The organism is Sorangium sp. So ce834 (genome assembly GCF_051521425.1).
Taxonomy (GTDB): Bacteria; Myxococcota_A; Polyangia; order Polyangiales; family Polyangiaceae; genus Sorangium; species Sorangium cellulosum_D.
In genome coordinates, this window is the sequence record NZ_CP150351.1 from 12,204,275 (window position 1) to 12,222,587 (window position 18,313).

Annotated in this window: 10 protein-coding genes; 4 read left to right on the forward strand and 6 right to left on the reverse strand. The window is 69.8% G+C overall.

Annotated elements, in window-relative coordinates:
* Nucleotides 1–3: 3 nt before the first annotated feature.
* From WMF20_RS44950 to WMF20_RS44970, 5 genes are all read right to left on the reverse strand, one after another.
* On the reverse strand, nucleotides 4–1,323 hold the full coding sequence (locus WMF20_RS44950) for a calcium-binding protein (protein ID WP_437607928.1): 1,320 nt from the start codon (nucleotides 1,321–1,323) through the stop codon (nucleotides 4–6).
* 362 nt (nucleotides 1,324–1,685) lie between these two features.
* Nucleotides 1,686–7,541, reverse strand: coding sequence for a calcium-binding protein (locus tag WMF20_RS44955; RefSeq protein WP_437607929.1), 5,856 nt, complete (start codon nucleotides 7,539–7,541; stop codon nucleotides 1,686–1,688).
* 454 nt (nucleotides 7,542–7,995) lie between these two features.
* Nucleotides 7,996–8,970: a phosphotransferase family protein gene (locus WMF20_RS44960; protein ID WP_437607930.1), complete on the reverse strand. Its 975-nt coding sequence runs from the start codon at nucleotides 8,968–8,970 to the stop codon at nucleotides 7,996–7,998.
* Between the two features lie 64 nt (nucleotides 8,971–9,034).
* Nucleotides 9,035–9,616, reverse strand: coding sequence for a hypothetical protein (locus WMF20_RS44965; protein ID WP_437607931.1), 582 nt, complete (start codon nucleotides 9,614–9,616; stop codon nucleotides 9,035–9,037).
* Nucleotides 9,617–9,733: 117 nt separating this feature from the next.
* Nucleotides 9,734–10,612: a hypothetical protein gene (locus tag WMF20_RS44970; protein ID WP_129580005.1), complete on the reverse strand. Its 879-nt coding sequence runs from the start codon at nucleotides 10,610–10,612 to the stop codon at nucleotides 9,734–9,736.
* A 92-nt stretch (nucleotides 10,613–10,704) separates the two neighbouring features.
* Between WMF20_RS44970 and WMF20_RS44975 the strand changes: the two genes are divergently transcribed.
* The 4 genes from WMF20_RS44975 (at nucleotide 10,705) to WMF20_RS44990 (ending at nucleotide 17,128) form a co-directional block, all read left to right on the forward strand.
* The gene (locus WMF20_RS44975) at nucleotides 10,705–12,570 is read left to right on the forward strand and encodes a bifunctional homocysteine S-methyltransferase/methylenetetrahydrofolate reductase (RefSeq protein WP_237244680.1); all 1,866 of its coding nucleotides are present in this window, start codon (nucleotides 10,705–10,707) and stop codon (nucleotides 12,568–12,570) included.
* A 120-nt stretch (nucleotides 12,571–12,690) separates the two neighbouring features.
* Nucleotides 12,691–15,312, forward strand: a complete 2,622-nt coding sequence (locus tag WMF20_RS44980; RefSeq protein WP_437607932.1) for a M1 family aminopeptidase — start codon at nucleotides 12,691–12,693, stop codon at nucleotides 15,310–15,312.
* Nucleotides 15,313–15,356: 44 nt separating this feature from the next.
* On the forward strand, nucleotides 15,357–16,145 hold the full coding sequence (locus WMF20_RS44985; RefSeq protein ID WP_437607933.1) for an enoyl-CoA hydratase-related protein: 789 nt from the start codon (nucleotides 15,357–15,359) through the stop codon (nucleotides 16,143–16,145).
* A gap of 83 nt (nucleotides 16,146–16,228) precedes the next feature.
* On the forward strand, nucleotides 16,229–17,128 hold the full coding sequence (locus WMF20_RS44990) for a hypothetical protein (protein WP_437607934.1): 900 nt from the start codon (nucleotides 16,229–16,231) through the stop codon (nucleotides 17,126–17,128).
* A gap of 28 nt (nucleotides 17,129–17,156) precedes the next feature.
* Here WMF20_RS44990 and WMF20_RS44995 read toward each other — a convergent pair whose 3' ends face one another.
* The gene (locus WMF20_RS44995) at nucleotides 17,157–18,290 is read right to left on the reverse strand and encodes an FAD:protein FMN transferase (protein WP_437607935.1); all 1,134 of its coding nucleotides are present in this window, start codon (nucleotides 18,288–18,290) and stop codon (nucleotides 17,157–17,159) included.
* Between the last annotated feature and the right edge of the window lie 23 nt (nucleotides 18,291–18,313).

An 18,313-nucleotide genomic window follows, 5' to 3' on the forward strand; every position in this document is an offset into this window, starting at 1 on the left:
CCGTCACCACCGCATGTCGGAGCCGCACGCGGTGCGCGCGTTCACCGTCGTTCCCTGCGGCACCCAGATCAGCGCGTTCCGGATCCTCGTAGGCCTGCACAGCGTGTGGTCAGGCCAGCGGATGTCGTCCAGCTCGTTGGGCTCGGCGACCTGGCCGGTGAACGGATCCAGGAAGTCTCTGACCGTGATGGTCAGCCCGTGCTCGGGCGCGAGGCTCACCTCGAGGTCGGTGTCGTTCAGCATGCGGAACGATGCCGTCTCGATCAGGGTCGGCGGCCCCCCGATCCGGATGTAGTCATAATTGGAGCCGTAGTCTGGCTCCGAAGGCTGATAGATGATGTCCGCCCCATCCCCGGGCATGAAGAGGTAACTGTCACCCCCGGTCCCGCCGTAGAGTTTGTCGTTGCCGACGCCGCCGACCAGCTCATCGTTGCCCGGCCCACCGTACAGCGTGTCGTCGCCGCTCTGCCCGTACAAGCCGTCGTTCCCTTCGTATCCGAAGAGATAGTCGTTGGCGTCGAGCCCGGAGATCAGATCCTGCCCGGTGGACCCGTCCAGGAAATCGGTGAAGCTGGTACCGACGACCGGGGCGCCGCCCCCGTAAAGCGCCATGTACGCCACCTCGTCCGCGGTCAGCTGCGGTGCGCTCGACAGGTTGCCGAACCGGATCCGGTCGATCGTGTACCCGGTGGCGCCGTTGCCTCCGAAGAACGAGAGGATGCGCAGCGTATCGGGGTGTCCGGGGAAGCTGATCACGAGGTCCCGAATGTCCTCCTGGAACACGACGTCGCTGGGGGAGGTCGCGATGTAATTGATGATCAAGGTATCGACGTTGTCATCGTCCGTGTCCATATTGTAGATGACGTCGTGCCCTTGGTGGAAGTAGTACGTATCGCTGCCGTTTCCACCGTCCATGAAGTCGTTGCCGCTGCCTCCGTTCAGGTGATCATCGCCCTCGCCGCCCTGGAGGTCGTCGTCACCGGACCCGCCTTCGAGGACGTCGTGTCCAGCGTCGCCCAGCAAATCGTCATCCCCGCCGTCGCCGAACAGGTAGTCATGCCCGCCGAGGCCATGGATGACGTCGTTCCCGTCCAACCCTGACACGATATCATCGGCCGTCGTCCCGTTGAGGACGTCGTTACCAGCCGTGCCCTGGATCTCGTTGTACTCCGGGTCTACCCCGGTCGCCTCGATCGTGACTGGATCGATACCGCCGTTCGGCAGGATGTCTTCCAGGGGGACCTCTTCCGCCGTACAGGCCGACGCGGCGCCCAGAACCCCTACCGAAGCCAGGATCACAAAGAATCGTCTCTCGTTCATCATGGATAACCTCAAGGTGACTCGCGTCTACCGACGCAAGGACCGAGCAAGGACCGAGCAAGGACCGAGCAAGGACCGAGCAAGGACCGAGCAAGGACCGAGCAAGGACCGAGCAAGGACCGAGCAAGGACCGAGCAAGGACCGAGCAAGGACCGCGCCAGGCGCCGCGCCAGGCGCCGCGCGCGCGGCCGCCCCGATCTCGCGGAGAAAGCCACCGGCGAGCCGCAGCGCCGTGACATCGGACAGGCGATGTCACGGCGCTGCGGCCCGATGTCACGTGACATGTCCCGTGACATCCCCAGGCCTCGCCGGCGCGACGCCGGCGCCGGGCCGCGCGATGTGAGGCGCGGCCCGGCGCCGCACCGCTACCACTGCATGTCGCTGCCGCACACGGCCCGCGCGTCGAGCGTGGTCCCGCTGGGGCTGGCGACCAGCGCGTCCCGGATCCGCTGCTTGGTGCACAGCGTGTGGTCCGGCCAGCGGACCTCGTCGACCTCGTTGACCAGGCTGACCGTGGCGGAGGCGTCGCCGGCGAAAAAGCCCTGGATCGTGACGACGAGAGCGCTCCCGGGCCCGACGCGCAGCTCGATGTCCCTCGTGTTCACCCGGCGGAACGATGCCCCGTAGATCACCGTCGCCTCCCCGCCGATCTCGATGACGTCGAGATCCGAGAGCACGCCGTCCGACGACTGAACGATGGTGTCGGAGCCGTCGCCGGGGCTGAACAGGTACCTGTCGCTCCCGGCGCCGCCGCGGAGCATGTCGTTGCCGCTGCCGCCGCTCAGCGTGTCAGCCCCCGCCTCGCCGTACAGGTCATCGGCGCCCGCCATCCCGTTCAGGGTGTCGTCTCCCGCCCTTCCGAACAGGGTGTCGTTGCCGCCGAAGCCGGAGATCGTGTCCGCGCCGAGGAACCCCTCGAGGGTATTCGCGAGCTCATCGCCGTTGATGGGGTTCCCGTCCCCGTAGAGCATCAGGTAGGCCACCTCGTCGGCCGTCAGCTGCGGCGCATCGACGGCGGTGCCGAACTGGAACCGGTCGATCGTGAACGTGGAGGGCGAGTTGCCCGTCAGGAACACCGGGACGCGCAAGGTGTCGGAGCGGCCGCGGACGCTGATCACGAGGTCGTTGTACCCGCCTTTCCGGAACACCAGGTCGCCGGGCGCGAGGCTGTCGTCGAAGATCACGGTATCGATGCTGGCGGCGGCCATATCCGCGTTCTGGATGAGGTCCTGGCCCGAGGAATAATAGTACGTATCGCTGCCATCTCCGCCGCTCATCGAGTCGTCGCCGGGCCCGCCGACGAGGACGTCGTTGCCCAGGTAGCCGTTGAGCTGGTCGTCCCCGTTCCCGCCTTCGAGGGTGTCATCTCCGTCATCGCCCAGCAGGGTGTCGTTGCCGTCGTCCCCCTGCAGGGCGTCGTCGCCGCCAAGGCCGCTGATCGTATCGTCGCCTGCGAACCCCGAGACGACATCCGCCGTCTCGTACCCCAGGATGTAGTCGTTCCCCGGTGTTCCGGCGAGGGCCAGGTACCGCAGATCCTCCCTGGTCCACGTCGCCGTGGCAGGCTCGCCGATCTGCATGACATCGATACCGTATGCGTTGCCTGTGGCGAAATGCAATCGGACGTTGATCTGCCGGTAGGTGCCATTGGCCGCGATCGTCACGATCATATCCCGATTGACGTTGCGGACGGACACCATCTCGGGTGTCACGTCGGTGCCGAGCACGAGCCGGTTGCTACCAGAGACATCGCCGACCAGATCGGTACCTCCCTCGAGCCCGCCCGCGAAGAACGTGTCATTGCCGTCGCCGCCGGTGAAGTTGTCGCTGCCGGCGCCGCCATCGAACACGTCGTCTCCGGCGCCGCCGTTGAGGGAGTCGTTGCCCGCGCCGCCCTCGATCACGTCGTTCCCGTTGCCGCCGGCGAGCGTGTCGTTCCCGTTGCCGCCGACGAGCTGGTCGTCGCCGTCGCCGCCCTCGATCCAGTCGTTGCCGTCGTCGCCTGCCAGGACGTCGTTGCCGCCCAGACCGTAGATCCAGTCGTCGCCGGCACCTCCCGAGACGGTGTCGGCCGACGCGAACCCCTCGATGGAGTCGTTCTCCGGCGAGCCGATGAGCGCCAGGAGCCGCAGATCTGCCCTGTTCCACGTGACCGTCGCGGGATCGCCGATCTGCACGACGTCCATGCCCTGCGTGCCGCTCTCATGGAAGTGCCCCCGGACGGCGATCTGCCGGGACAGACCGTTGCTCGCGACGGTGATGATCATATCCCGGTTGGCGTTGCGAACACGCACCATCCCGGGCGTCACGTCGGCGCCGAGCACGAGCCGGTTGCTGCCCGTAGCGTCGTCCACCAGATCGTTGCCTCCATTCAGGCCGCCCACGAAGTGCGTATCGTTGCCGTCGCCCCCCGTGAAATGATCGTTGCCCGCGCCGCCGTCGAGCACGTCATTGCCTGCATGACCCAGGAGGTTGTCGTCCCCGGCACCACCGAGCAGGTGGTCGTCATGATTGCCGCCCGAGAGGGTGTCGTCCCCGTTGCCGCCGTCCAGGTGGTCGCTCTGATCGCCGCCATCGAGCGTATCGTTCCCGTCGCCGCCGGACAGGTCGTCATCGCCGCCGCGGCCGAGGATCCAGTCGTTTCCTGCGCCCCCCGAGACGGTGTCGGACGTCTCGAATGCCGTGATGACGTCGTCGCCCGTCGAGCCGGTGAGGGCCATTCCCTTCAGCTCTTCCCTGTTCCACGCCGCGACCGCCGGCTCGCCGATCTGCACGACGTCCACGCCGAGCGCGTCGGACGCGTCGAAGTGCATCCGAACGGTGACCTGCCGCGATTTGCCTTCGCCCGCGACGCTGATGACCATGTCGCTGTTGTCCTTGCGGACGGTGATCATCTCGGGCGTCACGTCCGTGGCGAGCACGAGCCGGTTGTCGCCCGCCACGTCATCGACGATGTCGTTGCCTGCCTCGAGCCCGCCCACGAGGAACAGATCGTCGCCGTCGCCGCCGGTGAAGTGATCGTTGCCCGCGTCGTCGTCGAGCACGTCGTCTCCGCTATCGCCGGAGAGGGTGTCGTTCCCGCTGCCGCCAACCAGGTAGTCGCCGTGATTGCCGCCGCTGAGCACATCGTTGCCGTCGCCGCCGATCAGGAAGTCCTGCCCATCCTCGCCGTAGACCCAGTCGTCGCCGCCCTGCGCGTCGATGAGGTCCGCGGTCTGGTAGCCAACGACCATGTCGCCCGCGTCGCCGCTGTCCAGGACCTTCACGCGGAGATCGCGGGTGTTCCAGAACGTGCCGTCGCTGAACGCGATCTCCCCCAGCGCCGAGCCGCCCGAGGCGTCGCCGCTGAAGAACCCCGTGACGATGATCTTCGTACGGGTCGCCGGGGGCGCGCTCACCACCTCGATGATGAGGTTGAGGCCCGAGCGCGTGAGCTTGACGTCTTCCCTCCGGATGCCGTCGACGAATTGCAGCGTGTCGGTGCTGACCTCGGGGCCCGAGAGGTAGAACTCGCCATGGTTCGCCCCGACGACGTAGGTGTCGTCGCCTGGACCACCGTCGATGTGCTGGGCGCCGGTCGGCGCCACGAAGATGAGATCATCACCGATGCCGGTCAACGCCTGGTAGGCGTTCCATACGATGTCGTGCCCGTTGCGGTGGTGATCGAAGCGGGCGGGGACCGTCTTGGTGGGGTTTGCGATCGGCCCCTCCCAGAAGTAGTCGAACCAGTGGAACTGGCCGCACAGATCTCCGGGGACGAGCATCACCAGGAAGGAATCGGGCCGGTTGTACGGGTTGGCGTTCCCGCTGTGCTGAAAGAAGGAGTACCGATTCTGAAGCTCCCCCAGGTATGCTTCGTTGTAATACGCAAATGGATCCATCTCCGCCGAAGGCTGCCAGAAGCACCCCCCGTCACCGAGCGACCCGCTCGCCGTATCCATCGTGGCGTCCAGGGTCGAGTCGAGGGCGCCGGCGATCAGCGGGCGAGGATCCCAGCCGAAGCGCATCAGCGACGGCCCCGCATGGCGCACGAGGTCCATGAAGTCGGGGAGCGTGTCGTGGTACTGGACCATCTCGTGCTCGCTGTCCAGCTCGAGCTGCAAGCGCGCGTTCAGCGCCGAGAAGTCGAGGCTCCCGGGCGCGGTGGGCTCGGGGACCAGATCGAGGTACGACTGCAAGCGCGTCTGGACGGCGAGGGCGCCGTAAACGCGCTCGTGAATCAGGCGATACGCCGCGTCGAACCCCCACGTGTTGGTGACGCTGAAGTTGGCGGTCTTGCCGCGCTCATCGCTCGGCAGCGTATCCCAGTTGCGGCTCGCGACGCCGCTGAACACCTCGACCACGGCGAGGCGTGCCAGGTGCTTCTTGTACTCGTTCACCATCCAGTGGTCGCTGAGCTCCAGCACCTCCTTCAGCCACCGCGGGTGTCCGCTCACGCCGAGGCGCTCCGCCTCCGACGAGAACAGCGTGGCCAGATCCGTGCGCGTCTGGGCCTCCGTAGCGCCCGGCACGAGCGGGGTCACCCCCCAGTCGGGCCGCGACCCGTACACGTTGCCGCTGCTGACCGAGGTGCTGCCGCTGGTCGTGACCGCGCCGCCGCCTTGCGAGTCGAAATCTCGCTTCTTGACGCGGTCGAAGCGCACCCACAGGGGCGTGTTGGTCGCGATCGACTCGTGATAGAGCGATCCGCCGGGCGCCGCCTGCGCCCAGCGCGCCAGGATCTCGTCGACCTTGCGCCGCTGGCCGTCTCGCGTCGGCTCGGCGGCGAACTCGCTGACCAGCGACAGCAGCCCGGGATCGATCGTCATCGCCTCGCGCAGCGGGCGCGCGAAGCCGCTGCCGCCCATGTACGGAAGGGCGTTGGCCTCGGCGGAGATCTCGACCGGGGTCGTGAACTCCGCATAGAAGTTGCTTTCCACCGGGATCAGGTTGGCGACGATCCCGGTCGTCCCGTCACTGCGGGTGTACGTGGCCGTCCCGGAGAACGTGTTCCCATTGGAGCTCGACACGTTCCCGGTGACCGAGAGGGCGATCGAGGAGATCCCCATCTCCGCGAGCGACGAGAGCTCACCGAGGTCGGCCCGGCCGTTCGAGTTCAGGTCCTGCCAGATGCGCAGCCCGCCGAAGCCGGCGTCTGCGGCGTCGATGACCCCGTCGCGCACGGTGTCCAGATCGGACAGGGCGTCGAGGCCGTCGACCGCCATCGTCCCGTCGAGCTTCACGGTGTTGACGCCGAAGAGCTCGTTGCCGTTGTTGATCCGGCCGTCGCCGTTGCGATCCCGCACGATCCAACCGTCGTCGGGCGCGACCCAGCCCGTGGCCGTGGCGACGCCGTCGCCGTCGTGATCGAAGAGGACCGAGGACGATCCGTCGAGGCCGAGGGTCTCGATGCCATCGTCGTCGAGATCGATCGCGAGCGGGTCGCCGCCGACGTTCATGAACGTGAGGAACATCGCCAGGTCCGTCAGCTCGGCGTCGACGTCGCTCATGTTCGGCGCCCGGCCCTGGGACAAGTCCAGGAGGTAGTCCTGCCGCCAGCGCATGAAGTCGGCGAGCTGCCCCACCATGCCGTTGAAGAGCAGGCCGCGCTTGCCGAACCCGACGTACTCCTCGTTGATGATCTCGAGACCGAGGATCGATGTCTCGATCGCGTATCCCCAGTTGGGCTCGCCCGACTGTATCCCTTCCAGGACGAACTTGAGCTTCGCCTCGGTCTCGTAGTGGCTGCCCACCTGATGTACGCCGCTCTTGTCCGGCTTGTAGCTGGTCGAGAGAGGGCGGGCGAGCGCGAACTCGATCTCGGCCTTTTCAGGGACATACTCCCACTTGTCGTTCATCTTCCCTTCGGTGACGAGGGCGATGTTGGGTCCGACAGGGATCTCCAGCTTGATGCCGCGGTTCGTGCCGTAGGTGACGACGCCGTTGCCATCGCCCGGCAAGTTCCAGACCCCGCCGTTCTCGATGGCGGTCGGGTTGGTGCCGTAGTTCGCCGAGTAGATGCCGGTGTTGGGCGACGTCAGCTCGAAGTTGATGTTCCCATCCGACGCCTTCCACTTGAGCTCGAAATTGGCGGGACCTTCCCACTTGCCCTCTACGATGCCGCTCTTCGGCGCGATATCGTCCCAAGTTAGGGCATGAGCCGTGGACGCGGGCACGACGCCGAGCGTCCAGCTCAATGCCAAGATCGTAAGCAGACGTTTCTTGCTGGTAATAGATCTCATCGAGGTCGCTCCGAGCCGAACGCCGGGCAGTTCGCAAGAACCGCACCAGGTTCGCGCCCGCGCGACCTCCGGTGATGTCACGGCGAAAAGCCACGGCGCCCCGGCCGCGCCGTAACATCAGCGGGGCGATATCACGGGACAGCAGTCACGATGTCACGTGACATCGTGATCGTGACATCGTCACCGCCCCCGCTCGTAGTCGAGCGCGGCCTTCTCCACGACGTCCCAGTCCCGCGCCGCCCGCTCCCCATCAGAGATGAGAAATCCCGACGTGGGTTTTTAACGACCAGGACTTCTTTGGGTCCAGCGATGGGTCTTCTGTCGATTGGATCCTTTATGCTTTTGGCATCTCGTGCGCTGTCTTCGAGTAGAGAGGGCTATGCGCTCGGCTCGAATCTTGCCGACTTGTCCGCACGGGTGAGCGGCGGTCAGCGCGCGCTGCGGCCCCGCGAGGCTACGCCATGCGCTGCCAGTAGGGCTCCGTATTCAGAAGATCCACGGCCCACCTGTAGTGACCATCCTGCCGCAAGCCGTCCGCGCCGGCGTACAGGTCACACGACATGAGCGCATAGGCCATCGCGTATCGATAGAACTTTCCCTCTGCATCCGCGCCCACCCTGCGCAACGCGACGGCGATCAGCTCGTCACGGACCGAGGATCTCTCGGGCCCATACATGTCGAAGAACATGCACGCGAGGGAGACATCGACCAAGGGGTCGCCGAACATGGTGAAGCTCCCGAAGTCGATGACGCCGGCCACCCTCTCGGCGTCGCGCATCAGCACATTTCCCGGGAAGAAGTCCCCGTGCACGACGCGCAGCGGACCGTCGTATCTCTGACCGAGATAGAGCTCGCGGAGCCGGGTCTGCTTCGCGGAGAGATCGACCACGTCCGCCTCCAGCGACGCGCGGTGTCGCTCGATCTTGACCTCGGCGAGGCGGTAGACGAACTCATACCAACCCTGCGCCCGCACGCTGCTCGTCCCGGAGTCGTCGAGCAGGAGGTATCGCGACACGCCGTGAGGTGCCTCGAGCTCGGCCAGCGCCACGACCGCATCGATATACCGCTCGCGCGCCCTGAGCGCGTCCCCGGCATCGAGCGCAGGGAGCAGCTCGGAGAGCGGCTTCCCCTCGATCCGGCGCTCCGTCACGGCCAGGAGCCCTCGGACGGGCGTGATGTCGTAGATCCGGGGGAGCGCGAACGGCAGCCCCTCGCCGCGCAGCGAATCGTAGAACCTCCTCAGCACCTCGAGCGCGCAGGCCCGGCCGGGATCCGGATACAGCTTGAGGACGCGCTCGTCCGTCAAACCGTAGACCTCTGCCTCGGTCCCGCTCGCGATCCAGGCGCCTCGCTCGACGCCGAGCTCGCGCAGCGCTGCGTCTCTCGCCTCTGGATCGATCGCGGAAGCGTCCGCGCGGCTCAGCTCCACGAGGTCCCCCTCCTGCCGCCGCCGACGGCTCGCCCTCGAGCATCGCGGCGCGGCGGCGCCCAGCTCACCGCGCCCGCTCGTAGTCGAGCGCCGCCTTCTCCACGACGTCCCAGTCCCGCGCGGCCCGCTCGGCCTCGGCCACGAGGTCGGCCGTGAAGAGCGTGAGCCCCCAGATGCCGTTATCCCGCCGCCGGAACGGGTACCGCGTGCCGCGCGCCGTCTCGACCGTGGCCCGCTCGCCCGTCACCTCCACCTTCGCGATGCCGGACAGGTCGCGCCGGAGGCGCGCGACGAACCCCTGCTTCGCGGCGATGTCGACCCACACGTCCGCCCCGTCGTCGGCCATCGCGTGCGCGCGGTACTGCTCGAGCAGGCGCGCGCGCTCCGGCTCCGGGTAGCTCGCCTCGATCCGCTCGAACGCCTTCCGCCGGTAGTCCCGGATCGTGTAGGCCGCGTGCTGCGCCCGGTCCTCGAGGTACGGGAAGCACGCGCGCGTATCGCTCGCGCCGATGTTGTACGCGATGCGGAGATAGGCGCCCTCGGGCGTCGTGTCCGGCGGAAACCGGTGGAGCTTGCTCCAGAGGAGGACGACCGCCAGGAGAGCGACGGCGGCGGCGCCCCAGGCGATGGCGCGGCGACGGGTCATGTTCGAGCCTCCATGAGCGCCAGGGGCCCGGGCGAGCGCGCCGGCGGCGCCGTCCCACGCGACGCGGCACCTGTGCCCCTCGAGTTCATCTCTCGCTCTGTCGAGCCGCCCGGCGCGCTAGTCGAGATGCCCCCCGAACTGCAGGTACAGCGACGCCACCCGCCGCCGGTCGAACGCCGGCCCGAGCGGCTCGTCCAGCGCGAGGAGCGCGCCGGCCCTCATGAAGAAGGTCTTCTGGCTGTCGTACACAAAATACGGCAGCAGCGAGACCTGCCCCCGGTCGTTGTAGATCGACGACGGCACCCACACGGTCTGGAGCGCCACGCCGCCGCCGAAGCCAGCGCGGCTCTGGAACTCCGGCTCGACCTTCGCCTGGAACACCACGTCGACATCCTCCGAATCGTCGATGAACCCGCGTCGACCGCGATCCTGCAGCGGGACGAAGAACGTGAGGTCGCCGCCCGCCCTGAGCACGAAGGAGCGCCCGAAGCGGTACTCGATCCCGCCGAGCCCGCCGATCGGGAGCACGTCGGCCGCCCAGAGGTGCAGATCGTAATAGGCCATCGCCGCCGACGCGTAGCCCGTGGCCCAGCGCCAGTCGTAGTCGTCGACCACGCCGAGCGGTAGACCGGCGCGGCCGCCCGCGTACCACGTGAGCTTGCGGTCCATGTCCGCGTAGTAGAGCGTGAACGTCGGGTTGCCGAGCCCCGCGCGCGACTGATCGCGCGGGTCCTCGAGGTCCCCCGGGCCGTTCAGGGAGAGCGCCAGCGGGAACTTCAGGTTGATGAACAGATCGGGCGTCGGCTCGAACTGGAGGAAGGGGACGACGGCGGTCGACGCGCCGTAGTCGCGGGCGCTCCAGAGGTAGAGGTCCACGCCCGCGTCCGAGCGGTGCACCACCGGATCCCAGGCGTGCGCCGGCGCGGAGGCGGCGAGGAGCGGAGCAGCGGCGGAGACCGCCAGGGCGAATGCGCGAAGCCATCGGGGCGTGCTCATCTCGCGATCTGCCTACCGAGATCCTGACCGCGACGTCAACCGCGTCGCGCCCCCCCTTCCTGAGAAGCCGGAGCGCCCCTACGATGCGCCCCATGTCCCGCACGAGACCAGAGGCCCCGTTCCTCGACGCGATCCGGCGCTCGATCCTCGTGTTCGACGGCGCGATGGGCTCGCTGCTCTACGAGCGCGGGGTGTTCGTCACGCAGAACTTCGAGCAGCTCAACGTCACGCGCCCCGACCTCGTGAAGCGGGTCCACGCCGACTACGTCGCCGCGGGCGCGAACGTCATCGAGACGAACACCTTCGGCGCGAACAGGTTCCGCCTCGAGCGGTACGGGCTCGTCAACGAGGTGCGCAACTTCAACCTCGCGGGCGCGCGCATCGCGCGCGAGATCGCGGGCGGCGACGCGTACGTGGCCGGCTCGATCGGCCCGACCGGGCTCGTGCCCGGCGTGGCCAAGCGCGACGACCTCGCCGCGGCGGCCGCCACCTTCGCCGAGCAGGCGGGCGCGCTCGCCGAGGGGGGCGCGGACCTCCTGGTCCTCGAGACATTTCGCCACCTCGACGAGATCAAGCTCGCCATCGAGGCGGCGCGGCAGGCCGCGCCGGGGCTCCCGGTGCTCGCGTCGATGACGTTCGACACGAGCGGCGTCGTGGCCGACGGCAGCGAGCCGGAGCGCGTCGCCCGGACGCTGCGGGACTTGGGCGTCGACCTGCTCGGCGTCAACTGCGGCGACGGCCCGCAGCTGTCGCTCGCCATGGCGGAGCGGATGGCGACCGCGGGGCTCCCGCTCTGCGTGCAGCCGAACGCGGGCCTGCCCCGCACGGTCGACGGCCGCCTGCTCTACATGGCGACGCCCGAGTACTTCGACGTTTTCGCCCGCCGCATGATCCAGGCGGGCGCGACGATGATCGGCGGCTGCTGCGGCACCACGCCGGAGCACGTCAAGTGGATGGCCAAGTCGGCCCGCATGCTCCGCGGCAGCGCCGTGCCCGAGGTCACCTCGCGCCCGCACGTCACGATGGACGCGCCCACGGGGAGCGAGCCCACGCCGCTCGGCGAGCGGAGCCCCCTCGCGGCGAAGATCGCGGCGGGCAAGTTCGTGGTCTCGGTCGAGGTGAACCCGGCGCCGGGCCTCAGCCCCGAGAGCGCGCTCAGCGCGGCGAAGATGCTCATCGACAACGGCGTCGACGTCGTGAACGTCGCCGACGGCCCGCGCGCCACCGCGCGGATGACGAACCTCGCCTTCTGCTCGCTCCTGGTCCAGCGCTACGGCATCGAGCCGATCCTGCACGTCTGCGGCCGCGACCGGAACCTCATCGGCCAGATGGCGCACCTGCTCGGCGCCCACGCGATCGGCATCAAGAACCTCGTCATCATCACGGGCGATCCGCCGAAGGTCGGCGACTACCCGGAGGCGACGGCGGTCTACGACCTCGACTCGATCGGGCTGCTCCACATGGCGAGCACGATGAACCGCGGCCTCGACCCGGCCGGCAAGCCGATCCCGGGCGGCAAGACGTCGTTCCTGCTCGCCACCGGGCTCGAGCCCGGCGCCCCGGACCTCGACAAGGAGCTCGCGCGCCTGGAGCGCAAGCGCGCCGCGGGGGCCGACATCATCATGACGCAGCCGGTCTTCCACCAGGATCTCCTCGAGAAGGTGCTGCGGCGCATCGAGCACCTGGGCATGCCGGTGCTCGTCGGCGTGCTCCCGCTCGTCAGCTACAAGAACGCCGAGTTCCTCCACAACGAGGTCCCTGGCATGCAGATCCCGGAGGAGATCCGCGAGCGCATGCGCAAGGTGCCGGCCGGCCCGGAGGCCCGTAAGGAGGGGGTGAAGATCGCCCGCGAGATGCTCTTCTCGGTGCGCGACCGGGTGCAGGGCGCCTACCTGATGCCGCCGCTCGGCAGGTACGAGCTCGCGCTCGAGGTGCTCGACGGCCTCAAGGCGAGCTGAGCTGCCCGGCCGCCCGCCCGAGCGCATGCGTTCTTGCTTGCAGCGCCGGGCGCGGCGCGGGGAAACTCGGCCGAGATGCCCCTAGAGTACCGGCTTCATTCGCGCTGCGCCTGCGGTTCCGTGCTCTCGTCGTCCGAGTTCGCGCTCGCCTCCCGTCCCTTCGCGCTCGCCGGGACGAAGCGCGTCTACGAGCGCTCGCGCCCGTTCACGGTCCGGCACATCGCCCTCGATCTCGCGCTCGACGTCGCGGAGCGCTCGATCCGCGGCGCCGCGCGGCTCGACGTGGTCCGCGTCGATCCGGCGGCGCGCGAGATCGCGCTCGACGCCGTCGGCTTCGATCTGGAGTCGGTCGAGATCAGCGCCGGCGCGGGGCGCGCCGCGAAGCCCCGGCGCGGCGCGGGCAAGGCGGCGAGCGGCGCGTTCCAGCCGGCCGAGCACACGTACGACGGCGAGACGCTCCGCGTGGCCGTGCCGCTCGACGAGGCCGAGGCGTCGATCCTGGTCCGGTACCGGGCCACGCCGCGGCGGGGGATCTACTTCCTCCAGCCGGACGAGCACGTCCCCGACCGCCCGCGCCAGGTCTGGACGCAGTGCCAGGACGAGGACGCGCGCCACGTCTTCCCCTGTATCGACAAGCCCCACGTCAAGCAGACGACCGAGCTCCGGGCGGAGGTGCCGCCGGGCTGGTACTGCCTGTCGAACGGCGAGCTCGAGAGCGACGCGAAGTCGCAGAAGGCGGGCGTCTTCCACTACCGGCTGGACGAGCCCCACCCGAGCTACCTGTTCACGCTGGTCGCGGGCGAGTTCGCCCGCATCGACGACGCGGCGCTCGACATCCCGCTCGCGTACTTCGTGCCGAAGGGGCGGGAGGAGGACGGCCGCCGCACGTTCGCGCGCACGCCGGACATGATCCGTCACTTCAGCGAGAAGCTCGGCGTCAAGTATCCTTTCCGCCGCTACGCCCAGGTGGTGGTGAGCGATTTCATCTTCGGAGGGATGGAGAACACGACCGCCACCACGATGTACGAGCACATCCTGCTCGACGATCGGGCGGCGCTCGACATCTCGTCGGACGATCTCATCGCCCACGAGCTCGCGCACCAGTGGTTCGGCGATCTCGTGACGTGCCGCGACTGGTCGCACGGCTGGCTCAACGAGGGGTTCGCGACCTTCATGGAGCACGTCTACCGGGAGCACCACCTCGGCGCCGACGAGTACGATCACGGCCTGAAGGCCGATCTCGACGCGTACCTGGGCGAGGCGCGGGGGCGCTACCGGCGGCCGATCGTCTGTCAGGACTACGACGCGCCGCTCGACGTCTTCGATCGGCACCTCTACGAGAAGGGCGGGCTCGTGCTGCACCTGCTCCGCCGCGAGCTCGGGGACGCGCTGTTCTGGCGCGGGGTGAGCGCCTACCTGACGCGCCACGCGCGCGGGGTCGTGGAGACGCGGGACCTCGCCCGCGCGCTCGAGGAGGTGAGCGGCAAGTCGCTGGAGCGCTTCTTCGAGCAGTGGGTGTTCCGCGCCGGGCACCCCGAGCTCGACGTGAAGATCGAGCTCGAGGGCGACGAGTGCACCGTGACCGTGAAGCAGACGCAGGCGGCCGGGCAGCACCCCAGCCGGGAGCACGCGCTCCAGCCGGACGCCGCGACGCCGCCGGCGTTCGCTTTCGACCTGGTGCTCGATTTCGGCTTCGCGGACGGCAAGGGCTCGAGCGTGCGCCGCGAGGTGCGGCGCGTGGACCAGCAGGCGCACACCTTCGTCATCCCGCTCCCGCGGCGCCCTCGCTTCGTGGTGGTGGATCCGGACCTCCGGATCCTGGGCGAGGTCAAGGTCGACGCGCCGGCCGATCTGCTGCGGGCGCAGCTCGCCCACGCGCCGACGGCGCGCGGCCGCATGCTCGCCGCGAAGCCGCTCTCGCGGCGCGACGACCCGCCGACGGCGCGGGCGCTCGGGCAGTCGCTCGCCGACGCGAACGAGTTCTGGGGGGTGCGCGCCGCCGCCGCGGGCGCGCTCGGCGCGCTCCAGTCGAGCGCGGCGTTCGCGCTGCTCGAGGCGAGCGCGGGCGTGGAGCACCCGAAGGTGCGGCGGGCGGTCGCGAGCGCGCTCGGCAACTTCCGGTCGGCCAAGGCGGCGGAGCTCCTCGGCAGGCTCGCCCTGCGCGACGCGAGCTACCTGGTCCAGGCCGAGGCGGCGCGGGCGCTCGGGGCCACGCGGCAGAGCTCGGGGTTCGAGACGCTGATCGACCTGCTCGACCGCCCCTCGTGGGGCGAGGTCCTCCGCTGCGGCGTGATCGACGGGCTGGCCAACCTGCGCGACGAGCGCGCCGTGCCGCACCTGACGGCCCGGACGCGCTACGGCGTCCCGACGCGGGGGCGCCGGGCGGCGATCCTGGCGCTGCCGAAGCTCTCGAGCGATCGGCGGACGCGCGAGCTCCTCGAGGAGCTCCTCGATCAGCCGGATCCGTACCTCCGGGTCGACGTCGCGCGCGCGCTGGGCGATCTCGGCGACGGCCGGTCGCGCGGCGCACTCCAGCGGCAGCTCGACCGCGATCTCGACGGCCGGGTGCGGCGTCGGATCCGCGAGGTGCTCCGCGATCTCGGCGGGGCGGGCAAGCGCGAGCTGGACCGGCTGCGGGACGAGCTCGAGGCGCTGCGGCGCGACAACGCGGAGATCCGGGCGCGCCTCGGCAAGCTCGAGGCGGCGGGGAACAAGGCCAAGAAGGCGGCCGACGCGAAGTGAGCGAGCCCCTTTGCCGCGCCGCTTTGGTCGGCTAGGGAGGCTCCATGTCGGACGCCTCTCCCGTGAAGCTCGACCGGCGCGGCGCGGTCGCGGTGCTCACCATCGATCGGGCGGATCGCCGCAACGCGCTCTCCCGCGACGCGTTGCTCGCCTTCGGGCGGCTCGGGCGCGAGCTCGTGGACGACCCGGAGGTTCGGGCGATCGTGATCACCGGCGCCGGGGAGAAGGCGTTCTGCGCCGGCGCCGATCTCAAGGAGCGGCAGGGCATGAGCCCGGACGACGTCCGCCGGCAGGTGGGGCTGTACCGGACGGAGCTCGGGGTGCTCGCGCGGAGCCCGAAGCCGGTGATCGCCGCGATCAACGGGGTCGCGTTCGGCGGCGGGCTGGAGCTCGCGCTGATCTGCGATCTCCGGGTGGCGGCGCCGCACGCCGAGCTCGCGCTGCCGGAGACGTCGCTCGGCATCATCCCGGGCGCGGGCGGCACGCAGCGGCTGCCGCGGGTCGTCGGCGAGGCGCGGGCGAAGGAGATGATCCTGCTCGGCCGGAGGCTCGCCGCGGCCGAGGCGCTCGCCTGGGGGCTCGTGAACCGGGTGTCGCCCGAGGGGACGCCGGTGGTCGACGACGCGATCGCGTGGATCGAGCCGATCGCGAGCGGCGCGCCCATCGCGCAGGCGGCGGCGCTCCGGGCGATCGAGGACGGCTACGACGTGCCGCTGGATCTCGGGCTCGAGATCGAGCGGGTGCACTACGACGAGACGCTGCGCAGCGAGGATCGGCTCGAGGCGCTGCGCGCGTTCGCCGAGAAGCGGAAGCCGGTGTACCGGGGGCGGTGACGGCGCGCGCCTCGGGCCGCCTCCGCGGCGCGCTGGCTCGGCGGCGAGGCGCGCGCGACCGCCGTCGTGCTAGCCTTGCCTCCATGGATCCGAAGCCGACCGGCGCCGCGCTCCTGCTCGCCCCGGCCGCCCGAGGCGGCGCGGCGGCCAGGCTCCCGCCCGCAGAGCCGCGGCAGGCGCGTTTCCCGGCCGTGGACGAGCACCTCGTGGCGCCGGAGGTGACGCGCGACGAGCTGATCCGCGGGCGCAAGGTCGTCGCGGCGCCGGCGCTGGAGCCGCACGCCGAGCAGCAGGTGCGGCTCGATTTCCTGATCGCGCCGCACCTCCAGCCCGGCTACATCGGCGCGGCCGATCTCATCACCCGCGTCGCCGAGGGCTCGGATTTCGCCACCGATCTCTCCATCCGCAAGGCGGGGATCGATCCGGCGACGGGGCGCCGGTACCTCGAGGAGCTCTCGTTCGAGATCGTCAACGAGCAATCGATGCACGACGTGCGCGAGAAGGCCGAAGATCTCGTCGCCCGGGGCGTGCGCCGCGTCTTCGCCATCTTCGTGAAGCGCGACGGGGTCGCCGAGTGGTCGGCGACCGAGGGGCGGTTCGTGCCGCTCGCGCCCGACGCGATGATCGAGGATCCGTCCCTGGTCCGTCCGGTCCCCGTCCGCGCGTTGCTCGACGGCGCGGCGGCCGAGCGCGAGGTCGTCCGCGCGCTGGAGCGCAAGGGCAACCCGGAGATCGAGGCCATCAAGGCGCGCGAGCGCCAGGCGGCGCTCGACGAGGGGCGGCGCGCGGGGCTCGACGAGGGGCGGCGCGCGGGGCTCGACGAGGGCCAGCGCGCCGTGCTGCTGCGTCAGCTCCGGGCGCGGTTCGGGGACGTGCCCGAGGGGAGGCGGGAGCAGGTCCTCGCTGCGTCCGGGGAGCGGCTCGCGGGTTGGGCCGAGCGGATCCTGACGGCCACGACGCTGGACGAGCTCTTCGAGGGCTGACGCTTTCCAGCGCCGGCAGCGCCCCGCCCTACAGCCCGTCCGTCGGCGGGCGGAGCACCTCGACCTTCCCTTCCAGCCGCTTCGACACCCATACCTTGTTGTTGCGGTCGACGATCACCGCCCCGCAGTCCTCGATCGCCTCGACGAGCTCGAGCCCCTTCTCGGCTCCCAGGATGAACACCGCATCATCGACGGCGTCGGCGGTCAGCGCGTCCCTCGCCCAGATGGTCACGCTCCGGCTCTCGGTCGCCGGGAAGCCGGTCCGCGGATCGATGATGTGGTGATAGCGCCTGCCCTCCTTGATGAAGCTCCGCTCGTAGTCGCCCGCCGTCGAGAACGCGCGGTCCTCGACCTCGATCATCGCGAAGTAGTCGTTCGGTCCCTTGCCGCGCGGGTCCCGCACGCCCGCCCTCCACCGCGAGCCGTCCGGCTTCTTCCCGGCGATGTACAGGTCGCCGCCGGCCTGCACGAAGAACGACGTCAGCCCCTCCCCGCGCAGCACCCGCGCCGCGGCGTCGACGGCGTATCCCTTCGCGATCCCCCCGAGGCTCATCCGCATCCCCGGCTTCGCGAGCATCACCGTGCGCTGCGCGCGATCGATCCGGATCTGCTTGTAATCGATGAGCGCCCGCGCCCGCTCGACGTCGTCCCTCCGCGGCACGTTGTCGTCGATGTCCTCGTCGAACTTCCAGAGCCCGTGCATCGCCTCGAAGGTGACGTCGAAGACCCCGCCGGAGCGCTCGCTGATCCAGAGGCTCTTCTCGATCACGTCGAGCGACTCCGGGCTCACCGGGGCGGCGCTCTTCCCGGCCGCCGCGTTGACCCGCGACAGCTCGCTGTCCGGCCGCCACGTCGTCATCAGCCCCTCGAGCCTGCGGATCTCGGCGATCGCCTTCTCCAGCCTGGCCCGGATCGCCGCCTCATCCATCGCCGCGCTCGCGTAGGCGGCGAGGAGCAGGTTCGTCCCCATCGCCCTCGCCTCGACCGCGACGCGGGCGGGCCCTGCCTGCGCCGCCGCGCTCGGGTCCGGCGCGGGCGCCGCGCTCGAGGCGGCGGGCGGGGCCTCCTTGCCCACGCGCGGGGCGTCGCACCCGGCGAGCGCGGGCGGCGCGAGCAGCGCCGCGAGACCGAGGAGGAGCGAAGAGCAGCGCAGCCTTTGCATTCGAGGATCCTGACTCCGTGGAA